This window comes from Bizionia gelidisalsuginis (assembly GCF_008086185.1).
GTDB lineage: Bacteria > Bacteroidota > Bacteroidia > Flavobacteriales > Flavobacteriaceae > Bizionia > Bizionia saleffrena.
Genome location: NZ_VSKN01000009.1, coordinates 60,781 through 84,178, shown reverse-complemented (window position 1 = coordinate 84,178; position 23,398 = coordinate 60,781). Strand labels below are relative to the sequence as shown.

The following is a 23,398-nucleotide window of genomic DNA, read 5'->3' as shown; positions in this document are numbered from 1 at the left end:
GAATTAAAATTTTTAATGTTTATTTTTGAAGCAAAGATTTTAAGTATGTCAATAAAAGTTGAAAATATCACAAAGGTTTACGGCAGTCAAAAGGCACTAAACAACGTTTCTTTTTCTGTAAACAAGCCTGAAATTGTTGGATTTCTAGGACCTAATGGCGCAGGAAAATCGACAATGATGAAAATTTTAACCACTTTTTTAAGTCCTACAGAGGGCAAAGCCGAGGTTAACGGGTATTCTGTTGCGCTACACCCTAAAAAAGTACAGCAGAGTGTTGGCTATTTACCAGAGCACAACCCATTATATTTAGAACAATATGTAAGAGAATATTTAGAGTTTAACGCATCTATTTATAAAGTTACTAAAACCCGCATTGAAGACGTTATTACGTTAACAGGATTGACGGCAGAATCGCATAAAAAAATCGGAGAACTCTCGAAAGGTTTCAGACAACGTGTTGGTTTAGCCAATGCACTATTACACAACCCTGATGTTTTAATCTTAGATGAACCCACTACTGGATTAGATCCTAACCAATTGGTAGAGGTAAGAAAGTTAATACGCAGTATTGGTCAAGAAAAAACAGTTTTTTTATCAACCCATATAATGCAAGAAGTTGAAGCGATGTGCGATCGTGTAATCATTATTAATAAAGGTGAAATCGTTGCCGATAAAAAAATTAAAGACTTACGCGATGAGCAGGAACAAGTGGTTGTTGTAGAGTTTGATTACCGCATTGAAACGGCATTCTTACAGCGATTACCAAATGTAAAAACGGTGGTTAACACCTTCGATTTTATTTATGAAATCACCTTTTCGACCCCAGACGATATGCGCTCTCAGGTTTTTGATTTTGCACACGATAACGCCTTAAAAATACTTCAGTTAAATCAGAAAAACACCAGTCTGGAAACCTTATTCAGAGAATTGACAAGCTAAATCGTCTATTCTTTTTTACTCAAAAATAACGCGCCCAGTATATTGCTCATTAATATCGAGTGTAGTTGGCGTGTTTACAGAAATCACATCCCCCGTACTGACTAAATTAGCGGTAAGCGATTGCCGCGGATTCACTGTAATATCATTTGTACCGCGGTGGTAGATTGTTACATTTTCTGCGACTAGAAACCGCCCTTCAAATCGAGAATCTCCCGAAGCATAATTAATATTTAAACTAGTCGATGTGCCGCTTATAAAAGCACTAGACAACCCATTCATTGTAAGCGATAATTGTGTGGTATTTACTTCTAATTCAAAAATACCGCTAGTGTGGTATTCCTCTCTATAATTTTCAGAAATCAATTTTAAAGTATCGTAATTTAAAACGCCGTCACTGCGCACTGGTAACCCTGTACTGCTTCTTATTTCGGTAAGATTTGGTGCTGTAACCGTTATTTTTGTAATACCGTAATCGCGGGTTAAATTACAAGCGTTGTTATTTCTTAATAAGAGTCTTCCGTTTTCGACTTTCACCTCGATATCACTCATTAAATACTCACCCGTTTGCACAGTAACCGAATATTCTGGAGCCTCTTTTACAACCATTTCAATACGCTCAAAAACTGTTATTTCAGAAAAATCTTCAACGATAAAGGATTGTTCTATAAGGTCACCAGAATTCTGAAAACAGTCTGGCGCGTTGTCTCCATTACAACTCACCAAAAAAATTAACGATAGTATAACTGCTATTTTCCTCATTGCTTTTATAATCTTATTCCTATTCCAAATTCAACTCCTTCTGCTTTTGCTCCGTGAGATTTCAAAGTGATTGCGGCATACATTTTATCACCGAAATACCGCTTTAAACCTAATCTGTTATAGACACGCCCCTCAAAATCGTAAGGGTAATACACATAATAACCTAATTGTGTAATAACCGATAGTTTGTTAATAAAGAGCTCGTGTCCTACAAAAACACCCACACGTTTATAATCTTCATCGCCAGAAACATTATCTTCTGGAAATGCGATTGCGTAATAAGTGATTAATTCTTTTAGGAAGGTAGAAAAGAAAATATCGGTTCCGGCGTGAAATGCCGATTTTCGATTAATACGTTTATCGGCATACGCAGAGACTACATAAAAAGGGTACTGCCCCATATTATTGACATCACTCTCATTAATTCCCGCTCTAAAAGCTAAGTTATACCGTATTTTCTCCGTGAATTTCTTGTCTTCGGTAGAGGCGATATATTCCGGCTGCTTATCGTAACCAATCATATAATTTGCTCCCACCGTAAACACAAACGAATTGGTAGAATTATTGGGTGCTTTAAAATTTGCATTCGAATAATGAATAATAGAAATACCGGCTTGCACCCCTAATCCGTTAAAAATATTTTGTTTATCGTAATTGAGCATAATATACGTCGAACTCAATAAATCGGAGCCATACGCACTGTTGCGATAGTTCGTTTCTTTGTCGTAAGGATTGGTGGCATACGCCACACCTTGAGCTATTCTAAACTTTAAATTACGTTTTAAAAAGTAAAAATTAAAATGTGCATACAATCCATAAGCCGCACCTAAAAACTCATTCTTTAAATCTTGATACGCTAAAGACACACCATAATCTGGATAATTATAACGGCTTTCCCAGGCATTTTGCCCAAATGTTTTCTGGTTATAACTTAAAATTAGTCCCGTAGGATGATCGGTGATTAAATGAGCAATGTCTGAATTATGTTCTAAAATAGTACCATAAAACGCGTTCGCATCTATAGTAAACGGGTTTTTATCTACTTGAGAAAAACCATAAAAACAATGCAGTACTAAAAAAACACTTATAAAATACCTCATCTTTTATTTCAATTAGCCTGCAAAAGTAATCGATTTATTAAAATAGTTGAGAAGCATTCGCTATTATATTATCACTCTTCCCCAAAAAGCAATAATAATGCACCGGAATACCCTCCACATTTACACAAAAAACGCATTTTTTGTGAAGAAATATTTAGCTGTTTAAGAATATTGAATTTTAACTATTTTTTATTCGTTTACAGGTTTAATTAGTGTTTTCTATCCGCTTTGCTGTTTTTAAGCTGAATTTCGACTTGCATTAATATTTCCGAAGAGCGATCGCATCACTATTTTTTCAAAAACTTGAATTTGGTCTTCATCTCTAACCTCCGCTTTTTCCAATTCTTGAATCTTTTTTAAAGCGTATTGCTGAATGGTTAATAGCGGCAACACAATAGATTCACGAATATTTATTGACGCTTTTCCAATGGGTTCTTCTTGCATCAATTCTGTGAAGTCGGTAAGTTTTAAAATTAGTGCTTTTGATATTTTATATTCTTCATAAATAATGGACCAAAAAGGACCGTAATCTGGGTCTTCAGACATATATTTAGTTAAATCGAAAAATGATTTTGACAACGACATCATACTATTTTCTATCAGCGTTCTAAAGAAATTAGAGGTTTTATATAATTGCTTTACCTTCTCAAATTCTCCGGCATCATCATAACATTTTAAAGCGGTGCCGACACCAAAAAAGCCAGGCACATTTTGCTTTAATTGACTCCAAGACCCCACAAAAGGGATCGCTCTTAAATCCTCAAAAATTAAACGTTCACTCTTTCCGCGTTTCGATGGCCGGCTTCCAATATTTGTTTTAGCATAATATTTTAAAGTGCTCATATGCTCTAAATAAGGAATGAATTTAGGATGATTCTTAAAATTTACATAGGCTTCATAACTCAGTTTTGATAATTTATCCATAACGGCAATATTATCTTGCGTCATACTTAAATCAGTATCACTTAACCTGTTGTAAACCCCAGAACTTATTAGCTGTTCTAAGTTGTATTGCGAAGAATCTAACGTTCCGAAGTTCGAGCTTATCGTTTGTCCTTGAATGGTTAATTGCACTTCTTTATCTTCGATCTTGGGGCCTAAAGAAGCATAAAAATTATGTGTTTTCCCACCGCCACGCGCTGGTGGTCCGCCACGACCATCAAAAAATATAACAGTAATATTGTGTGCTCGAGAAATTGCTGTTAAACGTTCTTTAGCTTTATAAATCGCCCAATTTGCCATTAAATAACCACCATCTTTTGTGCCGTCGCTAAAGCCCAACATAATGGTTTGTTTATTGTCGCGCTGCTCTAAATGCGCACGGTATTCTGGATTTATATATAACTCTTCCATAACTAAATGCGCCTTTTCTAAATCGGTAATGGTTTCGAAAAGCGGCCCAATATCTACCGTTAACGACTCTTGAAACGCCACTAATTTTAGCATTGCAAACACTTGCATAACGTTTAAAGCCGTTTGATTATTACTAATGATATAACGATTTGCAGCACGTTCCCCGTTATTATCTTGAATCGTTTTTATAACTTGAATGGTACGTAACGTTTTTAACGTGTCTTCATCTTTAATAAGCGATACCTCTATTTTACCTTTAACTTTCGATAAGATATTGACTTGCTCTTTCTCTGATAATGACAAGTAATTCTTAGGAAAAATAGAACTTCCACTTTCTATTAATACTGTTACCATTTCGGTAAATACGTTATCGTGAGCGCGACTGTCCTGACGGATATCTAAACTCGAAAAATGAAATCCGAAAAGATGAATTTTATTTAATAAGCTGGTAATGTCAGACACATACAAGCCTTGATGCGTCTCTTCGACACTATATTTAATAGCTCGCAATTCTGACACAAAATACGCTAACGTAAACGCCGATGGTTCATTTAAAATCATACCATACAATTCTGATTCTAAGTTTTGAATACGTTCTTCGACGCCATCAAAAGTTAGTTTCCGCTTTAAAGCACGAACGTCTTTATAATAGTTTCTAATAATAGTTTCTTTAAGTCGGGTAGCTACTTTTAAAGTAATTTCTGGGGTAACAAACGGATTTCCGTCGCGGTCACCTCCCGGCCAGAATCCTATATTTAAAATGTCATTATTAATGTGTTTGCTATCAAAAATATTTTGCTGAATATAATCGTAAATCGATCCGAAGGAATAATAAAACACATTCTCGAGGTACCAAATTAAACTCACGGCCTCATCGTAAGGCGACGGTTTTTCGTGTTTAAAAAAGGGTGTTTTACCCAATTGCGCTAATAATTCTTGAATACGTAACAAGTTATTCTCTTTTATCGCAGCCGTTAAATCGGTAATAATTCCTAAAACCGCCCCCGGATAAAATTGCGTGGGGTGTGCGGTAAGTACTATTCGCACTTTAAAATCCTCCAAATACGCCTGTAGTTTGTCTAATTTCTTCTCTGCAGCAGCCGTTTCTTTCAAACTGCGAAGCGTTCCAATACCATCCATATTATTAACTACCGGAAACGCGGCATCTTCAATCGCATCAAACAACACCACCTGACGTTCTATATATTGAATAAAACGAAATAACAAATTCACCTGACTTGTGGTATTGCGTTTTCCTTGATAGTTTGAAAAGAAGGTTTCCACAATCGTTGTAGGATTATCGCCTTTTTCAAAACCCCTTTTACACGTATCATAAAACAACGGCAATAAAACACCCGTTTTAGTCACCGCATCAAAAGGTAAGGTCATAAATATGCTATTATAAATTTGATATTTAGAAAGTACATTTTGATTGAATCGCGTTAATTTAGGCTGAACAGACATCGATAGATTTTTTTAAAGAGTTTATTTAAAGTTAGTGAATAAGCACCTAAAAACGCGGTAATACTTTGCAATTCACAAAAATATAATTATGATAGTAATTGAACTACTGAACACCTAATCTGAAATAAAACGCTGTATTCTACACCCATTTAAAGTGTTAACGACTTTTTAACGCCAAGTTTAGACTTGAATTATTTAAATTTTGTACTTTTGAGGTGTTAAATGAAACGAGGAAGGATTTGACTGATTGCAACCTCTTAAAAAAATGCTAAAGGCAGTGTAAGCTTCCTTAGACGTTTTCGTCAAATCTTCTGACAAAAAATAATAGAAAAATGGCATATTTATTTACTTCGGAAAGTGTTTCTGAAGGACACCCAGACAAAGTAGCAGATCAAATTAGTGATGCATTAATAGATAATTTTTTGGCTTTCGACAAGAATTCTAAGGTGGCTTGCGAAACGCTAGTTACGACAGGTCAAGTTGTTTTAGCGGGAGAGGTGAAATCGAACACCTACCTCGATGTACAAAAAATAGCAAGAGATACCATAAATAAAATAGGCTACACGAAAGGTGCTTATATGTTCGACGGTAGTTCTTGTGGTGTATTATCTGCAATACACGAGCAAAGTGAAGATATTAATCGTGGCGTAGATAAAGAAAACAAAGAAGAACAGGGTGCTGGAGACCAAGGAATGATGTTTGGTTACGCAACTACGGAGACCGAAAACTATATGCCTTTGGCTTTAGATTTGTCTCACAAAATACTAATTGAGCTTGCGGCTTTACGTCGTGAAGAAAAGGATATTACGTATTTAAGACCCGATTCTAAAAGTCAAGTAACTATTGAATATAGCGACGATAATATACCACAACGTATTGATTCGATTGTAATTTCTACGCAGCACGACGATTTTGTTAAACCGGCTTCAAAAGCTAAAGAAGATGTTGATGCTGCAGATAATGAAATGCTGGCTAAAATTAGAAAAGATCTTGTTGCTATTTTAATCCCTCGAGTAATTGCGAAATTACCAGAAAATTTAAAACCGTTATTCAACGATACCATTACCTACCACATTAATCCAACAGGGAAATTTGTTATTGGTGGGCCTCATGGCGATACCGGATTAACAGGTCGTAAAATTATTGTGGATACTTACGGTGGAAAAGGGGCTCACGGTGGTGGCGCTTTTTCAGGAAAAGACCCTAGTAAAGTAGATAGAAGTGGCGCTTATGCAACACGACACATTGCTAAAAATTTAGTAGCGGCAGGCGTTTGCGATGAAGTATTAGTGCAAGTATCCTACGCGATTGGGGTTGTAGAACCAATGGGTATTTTTGTAGACACTTACGGTACGTGTCCGTTTAATATGACTGACGGGGAGATCGCTAAGAAAGTAGCTGCTATTTTTGATATGAGACCTTCTGAAATAGAAAAACGCTTAAAACTTCGCAATCCTATATACAGCGAAACAGCCGCTTATGGACATATGGGACGTAAAAATGAAACAATTACAAAAACGTTTGAAGATATTTACGGAAAAGAAATAAAACTAGAAGTAGAATTATTTACGTGGGAAAAATTAGACTATGTAGATACAGTAAAAGCTGCATTCGGTTTATAAAAACCAGTTAGAAAAATTTAAAACCTCCATATTAATTAGTATGGAGGTTTTTTGTTACCGTATCTTAAAGTTTATTCTTGATTAATACAGTTGTTATTTTTAAACTCTATAAGTACAACCAAGACTCTATAAGATGCGTTATATTTTCTAATAATTATTTGCTCTAAAAACTTATAGCTTATTGCACAGACAATGCTTCAATAAACTCTCCAACCATCTCACTAGTGTCTTCTAAACCAAAAGGATATTTAACAAGTTTATATTTGTTGTACACAAAATAGTCATCGTTTGTACTAGGCTCATCATTAGGATAGCAATCTACAGTAGGCTCTATAGAATAAGTGGAGTATATAACATTATTAAAAGGACACATAAATGTAACTGTATAGGTATTACAACCTTGGTTTACATAGTCTTGATATTGAAATTTTTTCTCTAAATATTCCTGGTAATATAGGTCCAAACATGCTTGTTGGATTTCCCATCCTGTAGGGATTTCTGGACCGTAAATATGATATTTCCAACCAATGTGACCTTGTAAAGAAATACCTTGAGGTCCAGGAGGAGTATCACCATCTACATCGGCATTTGCTTCAGTCATTTTATCAATAAAGGCAATCATTTCATCTTTAGTCCCCACAATTACCCCTTTGGTTACTTGAGCTTCAGGATTTCTGGCAGATTCTACAGAGACAATGGGTCCCGTGTGCATTGCAAATAGCTCCTTAATTTCTTCTTGTTTAATGGGCTCCGAATCTTTACTCTTTGGTTCGCAAGAAGTCAATGCTGTAAAAGCAAATAATACGCTTAAAACCCCAAGTGTTTTCATAAATGTTTTCATAATTTTTAAAATTAAAAGTTAAACAATATTTAGTATTTGAGTTTAGATACCACCCTATGCAAAATTGTTACCCTATAAAAATCATTTTTTGTGATTATTTTTCAAAATCGATATATAAAACACTCTACATCGGTAATTTAAAAGCGTAACAAATATTTGTATTTGGAGAATTAATTAGTTGCGACCAAACGAAACTTATTTAGTGTAGATATGTATAACGAGGCATTACAAAGCTTTTTAGGTTGTAGTAGTTTACCTTTATTAAGGTAAACCAACACTTAGGGCTTAATACAAAAAATTGTAGTACAAAAATTAATATATTTCTATACGCTATTAAAAGCCAAATTTAGCGCATAAAAAAAGTCTGTAATTGCTTACAGACTTTTAATTTATGTGGGGAGAGCAGGATTCGAACCTGCGAAGACGTAGTCAGCAGATTTACAGTCTGCCCTCGTTGGCCGCTTGAGTATCTCCCCAAAACCGATGGCAAATATATTTAAGTTTTACGTATACTCAAAGACTTTTCGTGTTTTTTTTACGTGAAATAAAATAAAAAACCCTCCAATACTATTGAAGGGTTTAAAACCAGAAGTTTAGATTTTTATAATTTATCTGCTTTTTTAATAATTTTAGGAAGTCTTTTGTCTAAATCCTTCATTAATCGCTCTAAAGCACTTTCGCACATTGGTAATATCTTTGTTGTTTTCATTACCGGAATACCGCCTACCATTACCGAAGTCTTTTTCGACTGTGCAGATTCGTTAATAACGAATACTTTTTTTCCTGTTTTATCGTAAAGAGAAATTCTGGTGAATGCTTTCATTTTTACAGTTGCTGTAGAGCCAATTCCGAAACCTTTAGTTAAATCGAAATGCACTTCTACAAATAGCACACCATCGGCGATATCGCTAAACATTTTCGCTACAGCTTCTTCATTTACTTTACCTAATGCTCCTTCGTAAATATGCTTGTAACCGTCTATAAAAACATAACGTTTTAAGGCTTCGTCGTCCAGTTCGTATTTTGGTACGAATGCTTGGTATTCTTCGTTTGCTAACACTTCCTTTTCTGGAACTAAATCGAATGGAAAGTCCTTAGCGTAGTCATTAAAAAACGCATCGTGGTAATTATTTAGCATTGGCGTTAAATCGAAATCTGGATTATCCCTTAACTTAAGCACTTCGGTTAATAATGCTTCTCCCACGCCATTTAATTCTGAAAAGCCAATTATTTTATCTGAGTAAAACCCAACTACGGCTACCTTTTTTTTCTGTGCGTTAAGATTTACTGCACAAAACAGCGTTATAAATGCTGCTACTATGTAATTTTTCAAATTCATTATATTGATTTTTAATTGTTTAACAAGTGTGCGAAGCTACTCTTTTTTTCATTTTATTGATCATTTATTTTTTACTTGGAAAATACATTGGAAAATACAATTAGCATTTGTATTCTATTGTGTATCCCTTTCTACTGTGTTAGCGGTTGAGCGGTCTGTTTGAACTCCTTTTTACTTTTTTGTAAAAAGAGTGAGTAGCGAAAACGCGACCCTTTAGGGTAACACCCAAAAACTACAGACTATAAATAACTCTAAAAGTTACAAATCGCGGTTGTATAAAATACTCTGTTGTACTCACCGAAAAGGCGCTGGTACTCGTGTTATTTTGTGATTTCGTATCTAAAATATTAGTGGCTTTCACTTCGTATTCGAATTTACTATCCTTTGTTTTTCGATACGATAACGAGGCGTTCCAAAACTCGTAATTATTGATAGATTCTTCCTGATTTCTAAAATCGTTGAACGTGTAATCTGTTCTAAACGTGAAGCGTTTTAAAATTAGCGCATCAAAATCTATAGAGGGCGCGTGGGTGTAAAACTTAGAGCGCGTAGCGCCTTGATCGTTATCTTGAAGTGTTAAGCGGTAGCCAATATCGAAATTTGGTGCCGTGCGGTAATTACTGCTAAACCCTACACTGTACGTTTGTGTGTAATTTTCGTTTGTAGATACTTTGCTATTTATAAACTGATTGAATTTTGCGTAATTAAAATTACCGCTTACCGTGGCTTTTAATTTACCGAAAGACCGCTGAAAACGTCCCGTTATAGTAATGCTTTCATCGGCGAAATCGGAGTTAAAAGGGGAGCTCACACTAATAACACTGCCGGGTGCAAAATTAGAAGCACTACGAATACGGTCTATATTTTTTGTGTAGCCTACGTTGGCGAACACATTGGTATAATTAAACATATTGAAGCTGAAATACGTTAAATTAACAGCGTGCGCCAACGCACTTTCTAACTCTGGGTTACCAATACTTAAGGCATTATAATTGTTTAAGACCACACCGCGAGCCAAATCTGTAACGTCTGTAAATTCGGTTTGCATACTATAATTTAAAACTAACTGTTCGCTCTTTTTTAATTGTATTCGCATATTGAAATCGGGCAAAACGCGTGTAAATGTGTTTTTATAATCGGCACCAAATTGTGCGTTTTCAGAACTGTAGGCGTGCGCTGAAAGCCCCGGAGTAAACGTAAATTTACCTGTAATGAATCTATAATGCGCACCTAAGTACACATCGTTAAAGGTGTATTTTGTATCGTTTTCATCGCGCCCGTCGTTTAGTGTTGGCGTCGGGTTAAAGGCGCTACCGTCGTCTAGAAATTGAAACAGATTAGAATTAAAATCTTGCTGACTGTAAATGGTTCCTAACGTAAAATTGATGTTACTTTTTGTATTGAGGACATTCCAATAATCTAATTTCACATCTAACTGATTCGATTTTACGCGCTTTTCTTGAGCAATATCGTAACCCACTTGCATATTATCTAAGCCCAACCCGTTTGCCGTGTCGTTATAATTGGTTTTATCTTCTAAAAAAGCGTTGTAAAAAGGATCTTCGTCTTGCAGTAAATGCTGACCCGAAAAAGCGAAAATATTGTTCTCGTTTGCTGTATAATAGTAGTTTATATTTTGATTGATGCTATACGGTTTCGTGTTTTCCACTTGGTTTATATTACCAATTTCTGAAGACAAGAAATTCTGATTTTGTGTTTCTTTAGACACGCGTCCCAGAATATCGTAATCCAATTGATTATTAGCATTTGGCTTATATTTAGCACTTAATTTCAACATTCCTAAATCGCTACTTTGCTTGGTTGCACTTGCTGTGCTTTCGTTTGGAATATTAAAATCTTCATCTGTATATTGCACAAAATTATTTTCCTGCAACTGTACTCTGGAGTTTGAAAAAATAGCAAAACCGCTAAGATCAAGTGCTTTATTAGGAGACATACTAAAATTAGCGGCCCCAAACTTGGTGTTTATATCTTTGGCTTTATTATTTTGAAGTGCTAAAAACCCAAGGTTATTATTTCCTAAATTAAGGTTGGTACCACTACTTTGACTTGGCATTTTAAAACCACCGGTAAAATTAAAATAATCTCTACGTGAGAATGCCACCTCGCCAATATTATTTAAATCGCCAATAAGATTGATACTATATTCTGGACTGTAGAAAAACAGTTTAGGTTGCAATAAGTACAAACTATTATTTTCTGAATCCCCACCGCCAGCAGTTACAGTACCAAACCAAAAAGCGCCTTTACCTTCTTTTAGCTTTATATTAATAGCAATATTATCTTGATTATTGGTCACGCCGCTTAGCTGCCCAACGCTAGAATAGTTTTTTAAAACCTGTACTTTATCTACGGCATTAGACGGAATGTTTTTTGTCGCCAGCTTAGAATCGCCATCGAAAAAATCTTTTCCTTCTACCATTACTTTAGTGACCTTCTTACCTTCTACTTCTATTTCACCATCGGCATTAACTTCAACACCGGGTAATTTTTTAAGAATGTCTTCTAGCTTTCTTTCGGTACCGTTTTTAAAAGAATCGGCATTATAAATAATAGTATCTCCTTTTACAGTGACTGGCATTTCATATACAATTTCAACCTCATCTAACGAAGTATCGGTTTGCAGAATATAATCGAGCTGTATATTATCTTCTTTTACTGCAATTACACGCTGTTCGGTTTTAAAACCGATATAGCTAATTTGAATGTTATAGGTTGTATTTTTTTCTAAGGATAATTTATATTTTCCGTCGGCATTGGTAATGCCGTAAGCATCCATAATTTTTGTGGTTTGGTTTATAGCCACCACATTGGCTAATTCTAAAGGCGTACCAATACTATCTTTTACGGTACCCTCAAATTTTACTTGTGCAAAAGTTACACTTGTTACCAATAAAAGTAACAGAATTAGGTTTCTTTTCATCGTTTTGTTGCTGTTGTTAGCTCCTATTAGTTTCTGCGTTGTCCACGATTTCTACCACCATACATCTCGCGCATTTCTTCTACCTTTTGCTTTACAATGTCGGTATATTCTTGTTTTGTGACTTCTTTACCTTTAGTCGGTTTTTTAATCTCTTCTTTTTCGCCGGGGTTTAAAACAATTTTAGAACATAAAACAGTTGTACGTCCAGAACTTGCTTCTAAAATTAATCCTGGTAATCCCCAGAATTCTCCCGGACCTTGATTTACTGGTATCTGCATTGTGTACCACACAACAACTTCAATGTCTTCAGGGATTTCGATCTCGTCCATCATATCTTTAGGCGCGTCGTTGCTAGCGGTTTCGGACGAATCTTTTACTTTTTCATCTTGCTCCTCTTTGTCTTCTTTATCTCTATTCTTACGTCTCATATTAGAGAAATCCATTTCATCTACCTTTTTAATAGCCGTCGCTTTCATACACATATACTGACCAATTTGCTTAGTCTCACCCGTCATTTTCCACTCTAATTTTTCGAGTTTGTCTTTTATTAAAAACTGTTTTCCAAAAAACTCTTGATCTTGCAAGAACTCGCCATCCTTCACATTTTTGTATTGTATGCCCGGTGTAAAACTGCCCATCATTCCACCAAAACCCCCACCACTACCAGGAGCTCCTAGCTTCTCTTCTTCTTTATAAGTGGATTCTGTTCTATTAAAAGTTAAAATAAAAGTCTTTTCGAACATACTTTTCATACGCTCCATAATCATCTTTTTACGTTCCGGACTCATTTTCTCTCCTCCCCATTTATCTAGATCTATAGTGGTTTTAGATTGATACGTTGCAACACCCTGAAAGTCTTGTTGCGCCAGCGTTACTGTCGAAGCAAAAATAGCAAGCCAGCAAGCGGTTGTTTTAAATAGTTTTGAGCGTAAGTTGTTCATTTTAAAGTTGATTTAATAGGTTTCTATTCTAAAGTAAGACGACTATAATGCGCAAATGTTAAATTTATTTATGTTAAATAAATCTTAAAATTTAGAAATCGCTTTTGGCTTCAATGCGAGACCACTTAAATAAATAATAAATTACAGTTTAGTTTTTGTACTTTTCAAACCGATATGAAACACGCTGTATACATTCTATTTTTGCTTTCCGCGACTTGCTTTGGCCAAGTAACGCTGAGTACTTCATTTGTAAAAAAATCTAAAATTAACGCCGATTATCTGATAGGAATAGATGCTTTTAATGCCTTATATTATACCAAGAATAATGTTTTTATTAAAAATGATGGCGATAAAGAAACCACTTACAGCAACATTCAATTAGGCAATATCACTTCGGCTAACACCTTTAATCCTTTAAAAATAAATTTGTTTTACCAGGCTTTTAATACGGTTATTATATTAGACAATAGATTGGCCGAAGTTTACAAAATTGATTTTAACAGCAATAAAAATTATAAAAACGTCACCCATATTTCGACGGGAAGTGACACGACCATTTGGATTTTCAATCAAGATTTGCAACAGCTAGAAGTATACGATTATAAAACCAACAGTACACGCGCCACCACCCAACCTGTGCAGAGCGCTGTCTTAGATTTTACCAGTAATTATAACGCATGCTGGTTACTTACTGAAAACTTTTTATACAAATACAGCTATTTTGGTAGCTTGATCTACAAAATAAAAAATGAAGGGTTTTTATCTATTTCAGAAAGCGACGAAAATATTATTATAGAAAAAGTCGATAAACTGTTATATTTAACTCAAAAACCTGAAAACAGAGAAGAAATACAGATCCCAAATTTGTTAATAAAACAGTTTTTTCTAACCAACGGAATCCTCTATATTTACGACGGTAAATTTCTTTACCAGTACCAACTAAAAATAAAATAATATGCACGTTGCAATTGCCGGAAATATTGGCGCAGGAAAAACGACGCTCACAACTTTACTAGCAAAACATTACAAATGGGAAGCTCAATTAGAAGACGTTGTAGATAACCCTTATTTGGATGATTTCTATAATCAAATGGAACGCTGGAGTTTTAATTTGCAAGTGTATTTTTTAAATAGCCGTTTCCGACAAATCGCACAAATTAGAGAAAGCGGTAAAGACATTATTCAAGACAGAACCATTTACGAAGACGCACATATTTTCGCTCCCAACTTACACGCTATGGGCCTAATGACAAATCGTGATTTCGAAAATTACAGGTCGCTCTTTAATCTTATGGAAAGCTTTGTTCAGGGTCCAGACTTATTAATCTATTTACGCAGTTCGATTTCTAACTTAGTCTCACAGATCCACAAACGTGGTCGCGATTATGAAAATTCGATAAGTATTGATTATTTAAGCAGACTTAACGAACGCTACGAAGCGTGGATTTCGGGTTACGATAAAGGGAATTTATTAATTATTGACGTTGACAATCTTGATTTTGTAGATAACCCTGAAGATTTAGGTCTTATCCTCAATAAGATTGATGCCCAAATAAACGGATTATTCTAAATAAGTTAACAAAATTCTTACATTATTTTATTTCTAATCTCTTAAATTGCTCATTATTCTATTCATTGATGAGCAAGCTTTACAATTCCAAATATTACCATAGAGATCTGTCGTGGCTAAGATTTAACCACCGCGTTTTACAAGAAATTAGAGATAAAAACAATCCGCTTTACGAGCGCATTAAGTTTTTAGCCATTTTCTCGTCTAATTTAGACGAGTTTTTTAAGGTGCGTGTCTCTGATATTAGACAAGTAAAAGATCTAGAAAAACCGCTCCGTAAAAAACTGGTTACCCAACCTAATAAGGTTTTAGAGGAAATTAAAAAGCAAGTTAACAGTCAACAAAAAGAATTTGGTGATGCTTTTTACAATGAAATTATTCCCGATTTAAAAGCCGAAAACATTCATTTAATAGATTATAACGCGTTTTCTTCCGAACAAAAGAAACAAGCCGAAGACTATTACCAAACCGTTTTAAAAGATAACATTGACACGCAAACGGGAGAAGCAACGCTAAAGGATTCTATATTTGCAAAAAATGAAGCTTCTTATCTCGCGTGTTTAAAAGACGATTCTTTAATTGAAATGGTAGAAATCCCCAGTAAAGAATCTCGTTTTTACGTATTTCCTTCAGATAACGACACCTTTTATATTACGTTTATAGACGATATTTTAAAACACAATCTATTCAAAGAAAATAGCAATATCTATTACGCCTTGAAGTTGTCCCGTGATGCCGAGTTATACATTGAAGACGAATTCTCAGGTAATTTAATGCAGAAAATTAAAGACGCACTTCCTAAAAGAGAAACAGGTCAAGCAACACGTGTACTCATTGACTCTAATGCCCCAAAGAATTTATTGGCGGTATTAAAAAAGACGCTAGACATCTATAATACCGATATTATTCTTGGTGGTGTTTATCATAACTTTAAGGATTTTTTCCGTTTTCCTAACCCTACGAACAAGCAACTATCTAACACGGTTTTAGAACCGTTACCACATAAATTACTTAGCGAATACGACTCGGTATTTAAAGCTATTGATGCTAAAGATCAACTTATACACTATCCATATCAATCGTTCGAGCCGGTTATAAAATTATTGGAAGAAGCCGCAGACGATCCAAAAGTAAAAACCATTAAAATGACACTGTATCGCTTAGCCAAAACCTCGCGATTAAATACCGCCATTGCAAAAGCCGCGAAAAACGGTAAAAAGGTTGTCGTTTTTATTGAAGCTAAAGCACGTTTCGATGAAGACAATAATTTAAAATGGGGCAAGATATTTTCAGAAAACGGAGCAAAAGTCATTTATAGCTACCCTGGAATTAAAGTACATTCAAAAATTTTATATATAGAGCGAGAAGTCGAGGGCGAACTTAAAGCTTACAGCTATATTGCCACTGGAAATTTCAACGAAAAAACAGCAAAACTATACACAGATTTCGGGTTGATGACTCAAAATAAAAAAATGTGTAAAGAGCTTAACCGTGTATTCTTAGTGCTCGAAGGTGTTTTAATTGTACCAAAAGCTAAAAGATTATTAATCTCTCCATTTACATCGCGACATATGTTTTCGCGATTAGTAGAAAATGAAATTGCTTTAGTTCATGCAGGAAAAGAGGGGTCTATAATTTTAAAAATGAACAGCCTTCAAGATAAAAAAATGATTCAGCTGCTTTATAAAGCGAGCAATGCTGGTGTAAAAATCCGATTATTAATTCGCGGCATTTGCAGCCTAGTGCCGGGAATAAAAGATCAAAGTGACAATATTACAATCACGAGTATTTTAGACCGCTTTTTAGAGCACGGTCGCGTATATTTATTCGGAAACGATGGTGACGCCAAATTATATATCGGTTCTGCCGATTGGATGACCCGTAACTTATCGCATCGTATAGAAGTTATCGCTCCTGTTTTAGACCCTGATAATTATAGAATTGTAAAAGACGTATTAGATATTCAATTGGCCGACAATGTTAAAGCTAGAATTATAGATCCCGAACAAAAGAATGACTACGTTACAAACAACAACCCATTAGTGCAGTCACAACTAGCCACTTACGCCTATTTCAAAAAAATTAGCGACAATTAAAACTATCAATTCTGCTAGAGTTTACATTTTATAACGCTTTATCAGAGTTAATTTATTACATTTACCACATAGACTTTAGGAGTAACTAGAAATAGTTTGAGAAATAACCTTAGAACCTGATTTGGCTCATACCAACGTAGGGAAAAGTTGATTTAATATGTTCATTTTCTGTGAACGTATTTCACTTTTTGCAATTTTCTTGTGTACTACTATCATACAACTTAGTCTATTCTTTTAACTTAAAGAATTAAGAAACTATGGTAACTATTACAGTAAACGAAAAAAAACATTCCTTTCCACAATCCATCACTTTATTCGAGGTGTTAACCCAACTTGAAATTTCTCAAAACGGAATTGCTATTGCAATAAACAATAACATCATTCAAAAAAGTAAGTGGCCTAAAACAACACTCGCAAATACAGATGCCCTTTTAATCATAAAGGCAACACAAGGCGGTTAATTCCTAAAGCTATTTTTAAAATTTAAAAATCGTAACCTCTTACATCATTATGAAAAAAAAAGACACCGCACCCAAACAAAACGGTATTACAAGACACCCCTTTCCTAGCTCAAAAAAAGTGTATATTGCCGGTAAATTATTTCCCGAAATTAAAGTGGCAATGCGAGAAATTGCACTAAGTGATACGGTAGATTCACTAACAAAAAAACACATTCCAAACGAACCTGTAACTATTTACGATACTTCCGGTCCCTACACAGATCCCAATAAGGACGTTAATGTACATAACGGAATAGAACGTATCCGTGAACAATGGATTTTAGACCGCGGTAACGTTGAGCAATTAAACAGTTTTTCGTCTCAATACTGCAACGAGCGCTTAAACGATAAGAGCTTAGACCACTTGCGTTTCGGACAATTAAAAAATCCAATGCGTGCGAAAAAAGGCGAAAATGTATCGCAAATGCATTATGCAAAAAAAGGGATTATTACTCCAGAAATGGAATATGTTGCCATTCGCGAAAACCAACGTATAGACGAAATCACACGCTTATCTGTCCAACATCCAGGTCAAGATTTTGGAGCCAGTATTCCTGCGAAAATCACACCAGAATTTGTTAGAGACGAGATCGCTCGCGGCCGCGCAGTTTTACCAAGTAATATAAACCACCCCGAAGCCGAACCTATGATTCTAGGTCGTAACTTCTTAGTTAAAATAAACGCCAATATTGGTAATTCGGCCACAACCTCATCTATTGAAGAAGAGGTAGAAAAAGCCGTTTGGGCATGCCGTTGGGGAGCAGATAATATTATGGATTTGTCTACCGGGCAAAATATTCACGAAACCCGCGAGTGGATTGTGCGCAACTCACCAGTACCCATTGGCACCGTACCTATTTACCAAGCTTTAGAAAAGGTAAATGGCGCTGCCGAAGATTTAACCTGGGAGATTTTCCGCGATACCCTAATTGAGCAAGCAGAGCAAGGCGTCGATTATTTCACCATTCACGCGGGCGTGCGTTTGCGTTACGTACCAATGACAGTAAAACGTATTACCGGTATCGTATCTCGTGGTGGTTCTATTATGGCAAAATGGTGCTTAGCACATCATAAAGAGAGCTTTTTATACACGCATTTTGAAGAGATTTGTGAGATTATGAAAGCCTACGATGTTGCCTTTTCTTTAGGAGACGGTTTACGTCCGGGTTGTATTGCAGACGCTAATGACGAAGCACAGTTTGCCGAGTTAGAAACCTTAGGAGAGCTTACAAAAATTGCCTGGAAACACGATGTGCAAACTTTTATAGAAGGTCCCGGACACGTGCCAATGCATATGATAAAAGCCAATATGGACAAACAATTGGAGGTTTGCGACGAAGCTCCTTTTTACACATTGGGTCCACTAACCACAGATATTGCACCGGGTTACGACCACATTACCTCTGGTATTGGTGCGGCTATGATAGGCTGGTTTGGTTGCGCAATGTTGTGCTACGTCACACCAAAAGAACACTTGGGCTTACCTAACAAAAACGATGTACGCACAGGAGTTGTCACTTATAAATTAGCGGCCCATGCCGCCGATCTTGCAAAAGGACATCCAAGTGCGCAACATAGAGACGATGCACTGAGCAAAGCGCGATTTGAGTTTCGTTGGGAAGACCAATTTAATTTGGCTTTAGACCCCGAATTGGCCCGAGAGTATCACGATGAAACCTTGCCTGCCGATGGGGCAAAAATAGCCCATTTCTGCTCTATGTGCGGACCAAAATTCTGTTCGATGAAAATTTCTCAGGAAGTACGCGATTTTGCTGCCGTTAACGAAATAAGAGGAGACGAAGTGTTTGCCAAAGGAATGGACGAAAAATCTCGAGAATTTAAAGATAACGGATCCAAAGTTTACTTATAAAATAATATGGAAGTTCCTTCGCCTTTTTTAAGAAAAGACGAAGGCGGGCTTTCCGTTATATCTTTTGCAGAAAAAAGCAAAAGGATGTCACTACAATCCCTAACTTATGCCAAATCTAAAACTATAAAATTTCAACTATAAAAATGATTGTACTTATAGCACCCGAAGAAGATATTACTAACGAAATAGACACGCTTCATCTGTTATTTAAGGCCGGTTTAGAGCATTATCATTTAAGAAAACCCTCTAAAAATATCGATGAACACATCACTTTCTTAAACCTAATAGAACCGCAATATCACAATCGTATTGTCATTCATTTTTTTCACGAGTTAGTAAACACCTTCAATTTAAAAGGTATTCACTTTCAAGAACAAAAAAGAATTGATGTTTTAGAAAATGGAAAAGGTTATTTTAACACCTTACAGATGGTCGGCAAAACAATGAGTAGCTCTTTTCACGATCCTAAGGACGTTGAAGACTGCGAATTTGAATTCGATTATCATTTACTAAGTCCGGTGTTTTCTTCAATCTCAAAAAAAGGATACGAAGGCAAGGGGTTTAATGTTACAGGAATAGATAAATTTATAATTGGTATGGGTGGTATTAATTCAGAAACTATAGAAAAAACGCTGCAGTTAGGTTATAAAGGTGTTGGTGTTTTAGGTGGTGTCTGGAATGCAGAACACCCCCTTGAGGCCTTTTTAGGAATTAAAAACACGCTAGAGCAGCTTCAAAAGCAACGCAAATAATGACTCAAAAACCATACATATTAAGTATTGCCGGTTTCGATCCTTCAAGCGGCGCCGGAATCACTTCAGATATAAAAACGTTTGAAGTCCATAATCTTTACGGTTTATCGGTGTGCACGGCAGTAACCATTCAAAACGATACGACTTTTAAAGATTGCATTTGGATGGATAGCGCGGTTATTATTTCACAAATTGAAATACTTTTCGAACGCTTTACTATTTCCGTAGTAAAAATAGGAATAGTTAAATCCTGGGAGGTTTTACACGACATTACTAAAACTTTAAAACGATTAAACCCAGAAATTAAAATTATTTTAGACCCTATTTTAAAAGCAAGTGCTGGTTATCATTTTCACGATTCATCAAACTTAGAGACCCTTTCAGAAATATTAAACAGCTGTTATTTTATCACACCAAATTACGAAGAAATACACGCTTTATTCCCAGACAAAACGATTGAAGATACTATTTCATACATTTCGGAAAAAACTAATATATATTTAAAAGGCGGTCACCGAAAAGACAAAATAGGTTGGGACGAAGTGTATTATAATAAAATTGTACAACTCAACATTCCGCCAACGGCAACGTCAATACATCAAAAACACGGCAGCGGTTGTGTTTTATCTGCGGCTTTAGCTTCAAATACTGTAAAAAACATGGTATTAGAAGATGCTTGCAAATTAGCAAAACTATACACCGAAGCCTTTTTAAACTCGAATACATCCCTTTTAGGAACCCATAATTACAACTTTAATGATTAGCAAATTACATTATATAACACAAGGAGACACTCCAGAAATTCATTTAGAAAACATACAAAAAGCCTGTTCATCTGGCGCCGATTGGATTCAGCTACGCTTAAAAGACGTGAACGAAGAGACTTTACTAAAAACAGCATTAAAAGCAAGAGAATTAACGGCGCATTTCCAAACCCGTTTAATAATTAACGACCATTATAAAATTGCGAAGGAAGTAAGAGCAGACGGCGTACATTTAGGAACAAATGACGCTTGCCCAATTGAAGTTCGTGATTACTTAGGCAAATTTTATAGTATTGGCGGTACAGCCAACACGTTAGAAGATTGCGAAAACCTAATAAAAAAAGGAGTAGATTATATCGGTCTTGGGCCGTTTAAATTGACGTCTACAAAAACAAATTTAAGTCCGATTCTAGAAATAGAAGGCTACCAAAATATTTTAAAGACGTTAAAAACAGACACTCCAATTATTGCCATTGGTGGCATTACATTACAAAACGTGGCCGATATAGTAAACACGGGTGTTTATGGTATTGCTGTTTCAGGAGAAATTACCAGAGATTTCAATAACATTAACGCGTTAAATGAAATAATAAATGGCCCGACATTAGAGCAGCGCTACACATTTGACAAAAAGGAAAACGATGAACAATAGTTTAAAAATAGGAGATAAAACCTTTACCTCACGTTTGTTTACAGGCACAGGAAAATTTAGTTCTTCAACTGTAATGAAAGACGCGATAGTAGCCTCAGAAAGTGAGTTGGTTACCGTGGCTTTAAAACGTGTAGATATCGCTAATGAAGATGACGACATTTTATCACATTTAAATCATTCTAGAATTCATTTACTACCAAACACATCGGGTGTTCGCACAGCGAAAGAAGCTGTTTTTGCCGCTCAATTATCGCGTGAAGCTTTAGAAACCAATTGGGTGAAATTAGAAATTCATCCCGATCAAAAATATTTATTACCAGATCCCATAGAAACATTAAAAGCCGCAGAAGAATTGGTAAAGCAAGGTTTTGTAGTTATGCCATATATACACGCAGACCCTGTTTTATGTAAGCGATTAGAAGATGTTGGCGTACAGTGCGTAATGCCATTGGGCGCACCCATAGGCAGTAACAAAGGTTTGAAGACAGTGGATTTTTTAGAAATAATTATCGCTCAAAGTAACGTTCCTGTAATTGTAGATGCTGGTATTGGCGCTCCCTCTCACGCGGCATACGCAATGGAATTAGGCGCAGATGCTGTTTTAGTAAATACCGCAATTGCAGTCTCTAAAAACCCAATAGCTATGGCGAATGCTTTTAGACTTGCGGTAGAAGCTGGTCGTTTAGCATACACTGCCAAATTAGCACCAACAAAACATACCGCCGAAGCAAGTTCTCCTCTCACCTCTTTTTTGAATGCATAGCTTTACATCGCTTTTTAACCGTCAGGATTGGGACACTATAGTCGCCGATATTTACAGCAAAACTAGTGAAGATGTAGAAACGGCTTTACATAATAACAAGCGCACACTAGAAGATTTTAAAGCTTTAATTTCGCCAGCTGCGGCCCCCTATTTAGAGCAAATGGCGCAATTGAGTAGCGCATTAACTAAAAAACGCTTTGGGAATACAATGCAAATGTTTGCCCCAATGTATTTAAGTAACGAGTGCCAAAACATTTGTACCTATTGCGGTTTTAGTGTAACCAATAAAATACCTAGACGCACACTAACCGATGTCGAGATTTTAAAAGAAGCTAATTTCTTAAAAAATAAAGGCTACAATCACATTCTTTTGGTTACTGGAGAAGCTAACAAAACCGTTGGTGTCGATTACATAAATAAGGCGATTAAACTCCTTAATAAAGAGTTTGCAAACATTACCATAGAAGTACAACCATTAGACCAAAATGACTACGAACTATTGTCTAAAAACGGCCTATATGCAGTTTTAGTTTACCAAGAAACTTACCACAAAGAAGAGTATAAAAAACACCACCCTAAAGGCAAAAAATCTAATTTTTATTACCGCTTAGAAACCCCAGATCGCTTAGGAAAAGCAGGAGTTCATAAAATTGGTTTAGGCGCTTTATTTGGTTTAGAAGATTGGAGAGCAGACAGTTTTTACACCGCTTTACATTTACAGTATTTGCAAAAGACCTATTGGCAAACTAAATACTCTATTTCATTTCCTAGATTGCGACCGCACTCTGGAGGTTTGGAACCTAAAGTCATTATGGAAGATGCTGATTTAGCACAGCTAATTTGCGCCTATCGATTGTTAGATGAAGATGTAGAATTGTCGATTTCCACTAGAGAAAGCGAAAAGTTCAGAAATAACATTATCAATTTTGGTATCACTTCTATGAGTGCCGAATCTAAAACAAATCCTGGTGGTTATGTTGTAGAACCAGAATCTTTAGAACAGTTTGAGATCTCTGACGATCGTAGTACAGAAACCATAACTGCGATGTTAAAAGAAAAAGATTTTGAAGTCGTTTGGAAAGACTGGGAAACGTTTTCACTGGCACCAAATAAACATAATTAAGTTAAA

The 23,398-nt window shown here is 35.7% G+C and carries 19 protein-coding genes, 1 tRNA gene and 1 riboswitch; of the genes, 12 read left to right on the top strand and 8 right to left on the bottom strand.

Going from position 1 to position 23,398, the window contains the following annotated elements; translation table 11 throughout:
- Positions 1-45 precede the first annotated feature (45 nt).
- Positions 46-939: a gliding motility-associated ABC transporter ATP-binding subunit GldA gene (gene gldA / locus ES677_RS08525; protein WP_148368356.1), complete on the top strand. Its 894-nt coding sequence runs from the start codon at positions 46-48 to the stop codon at positions 937-939.
- Positions 940-954: 15 nt separating this feature from the next.
- Here gldA and ES677_RS08520 read toward each other — a convergent pair whose 3' ends face one another.
- The 3 genes from ES677_RS08520 to ES677_RS08510 all read right to left on the bottom strand — a co-directional run bounded on the left by ES677_RS08520 (position 955) and on the right by ES677_RS08510 (position 5,615).
- Positions 955-1,698 (bottom strand): head GIN domain-containing protein, encoded by a 744-nt coding sequence (locus ES677_RS08520; protein WP_148368357.1) that lies wholly within the window; start codon positions 1,696-1,698, stop codon positions 955-957.
- A 5-nt stretch (positions 1,699-1,703) separates the two neighbouring features.
- On the bottom strand, positions 1,704-2,798 hold the full coding sequence (locus ES677_RS08515; RefSeq protein WP_148381010.1) for an acyloxyacyl hydrolase: 1,095 nt from the start codon (positions 2,796-2,798) through the stop codon (positions 1,704-1,706).
- Between the two features lie 237 nt (positions 2,799-3,035).
- Positions 3,036-5,615, bottom strand: coding sequence for a phosphoenolpyruvate carboxylase (locus tag ES677_RS08510; protein ID WP_148381009.1), 2,580 nt, complete (start codon positions 5,613-5,615; stop codon positions 3,036-3,038).
- Positions 5,616-5,947: 332 nt separating this feature from the next.
- Here ES677_RS08510 and metK point away from each other — a divergent pair, with 332 nt between their 5' ends.
- Entirely contained in the window at positions 5,948-7,237 is a 1,290-nt protein-coding gene (metK, locus tag ES677_RS08505; RefSeq protein WP_148368360.1) for a methionine adenosyltransferase, read from the top strand.
- A 178-nt stretch (positions 7,238-7,415) separates the two neighbouring features.
- Here the strand turns inward: metK and ES677_RS08500 are convergent, their stop codons facing one another.
- From ES677_RS08500 to ES677_RS08480, 5 genes are all read right to left on the bottom strand, one after another.
- The gene (locus ES677_RS08500; RefSeq protein ID WP_148368361.1) at positions 7,416-8,078 is read right to left on the bottom strand and encodes a hypothetical protein; all 663 of its coding nucleotides are present in this window, start codon (positions 8,076-8,078) and stop codon (positions 7,416-7,418) included.
- 394 nt (positions 8,079-8,472) lie between these two features.
- Positions 8,473-8,554, bottom strand: a tRNA-Tyr gene (locus ES677_RS08495).
- Positions 8,555-8,679: 125 nt separating this feature from the next.
- Positions 8,680-9,417: a hypothetical protein gene (locus ES677_RS08490; protein WP_148381008.1), complete on the bottom strand. Its 738-nt coding sequence runs from the start codon at positions 9,415-9,417 to the stop codon at positions 8,680-8,682.
- A gap of 232 nt (positions 9,418-9,649) precedes the next feature.
- Positions 9,650-12,361 (bottom strand): carboxypeptidase regulatory-like domain-containing protein, encoded by a 2,712-nt coding sequence (locus tag ES677_RS08485; protein ID WP_148381007.1) that lies wholly within the window; start codon positions 12,359-12,361, stop codon positions 9,650-9,652.
- 26 nt (positions 12,362-12,387) lie between these two features.
- Positions 12,388-13,302 carry a GLPGLI family protein gene (locus ES677_RS08480; RefSeq protein WP_148368364.1) on the bottom strand — a complete coding sequence of 305 codons (915 nt, stop codon included), beginning with the start codon at positions 13,300-13,302 and terminating at the stop codon, positions 12,388-12,390.
- Positions 13,303-13,476: 174 nt separating this feature from the next.
- Here ES677_RS08480 and ES677_RS08475 point away from each other — a divergent pair, with 174 nt between their 5' ends.
- From ES677_RS08475 to thiH, 10 genes are all read left to right on the top strand, one after another.
- Complete coding sequence (locus ES677_RS08475) at positions 13,477-14,256, top strand: hypothetical protein (RefSeq protein WP_148381006.1); 780 nt, start codon at positions 13,477-13,479, stop codon at positions 14,254-14,256.
- A 1-nt stretch (position 14,257) separates the two neighbouring features.
- On the top strand, positions 14,258-14,872 hold the full coding sequence (locus ES677_RS08470) for a deoxynucleoside kinase (protein ID WP_148368366.1): 615 nt from the start codon (positions 14,258-14,260) through the stop codon (positions 14,870-14,872).
- Positions 14,873-14,940: 68 nt separating this feature from the next.
- On the top strand, positions 14,941-16,968 hold the full coding sequence (gene ppk1 / locus ES677_RS08465) for a polyphosphate kinase 1 (RefSeq protein WP_148381005.1): 2,028 nt from the start codon (positions 14,941-14,943) through the stop codon (positions 16,966-16,968).
- A gap of 67 nt (positions 16,969-17,035) precedes the next feature.
- Positions 17,036-17,128: riboswitch (TPP riboswitch) on the top strand.
- Between the two features lie 97 nt (positions 17,129-17,225).
- A complete protein-coding gene (gene thiS, locus ES677_RS08460) occupies positions 17,226-17,429 on the top strand; it encodes a sulfur carrier protein ThiS (protein WP_148368368.1) in 204 nt (67 codons plus the stop codon).
- A 49-nt stretch (positions 17,430-17,478) separates the two neighbouring features.
- Positions 17,479-19,338: a phosphomethylpyrimidine synthase ThiC gene (gene thiC / locus ES677_RS08455; protein ID WP_148381004.1), complete on the top strand. Its 1,860-nt coding sequence runs from the start codon at positions 17,479-17,481 to the stop codon at positions 19,336-19,338.
- Positions 19,339-19,481: 143 nt separating this feature from the next.
- Positions 19,482-20,090 carry a thiamine phosphate synthase gene (locus tag ES677_RS08450; protein WP_148368370.1) on the top strand — a complete coding sequence of 203 codons (609 nt, stop codon included), beginning with the start codon at positions 19,482-19,484 and terminating at the stop codon, positions 20,088-20,090.
- Positions 20,090-20,854: a hydroxymethylpyrimidine/phosphomethylpyrimidine kinase gene (locus ES677_RS08445; RefSeq protein WP_148368371.1), complete on the top strand. Its 765-nt coding sequence runs from the start codon at positions 20,090-20,092 to the stop codon at positions 20,852-20,854. The genes ES677_RS08450 and ES677_RS08445 overlap by 1 nt, the downstream gene beginning before the upstream one ends.
- The gene (gene thiE / locus ES677_RS08440; protein ID WP_148368372.1) at positions 20,847-21,506 is read left to right on the top strand and encodes a thiamine phosphate synthase; all 660 of its coding nucleotides are present in this window, start codon (positions 20,847-20,849) and stop codon (positions 21,504-21,506) included. Before ES677_RS08445 ends, thiE begins: the two co-directional genes overlap by 8 nt.
- Positions 21,496-22,269 carry a thiazole synthase gene (locus ES677_RS08435; protein WP_148368373.1) on the top strand — a complete coding sequence of 258 codons (774 nt, stop codon included), beginning with the start codon at positions 21,496-21,498 and terminating at the stop codon, positions 22,267-22,269. Before thiE ends, ES677_RS08435 begins: the two co-directional genes overlap by 11 nt.
- Complete coding sequence (thiH, locus tag ES677_RS08430; protein WP_148368374.1) at positions 22,262-23,392, top strand: 2-iminoacetate synthase ThiH; 1,131 nt, start codon at positions 22,262-22,264, stop codon at positions 23,390-23,392. Before ES677_RS08435 ends, thiH begins: the two co-directional genes overlap by 8 nt.
- The last annotated feature ends 6 nt before the right edge of the window (positions 23,393-23,398 follow it).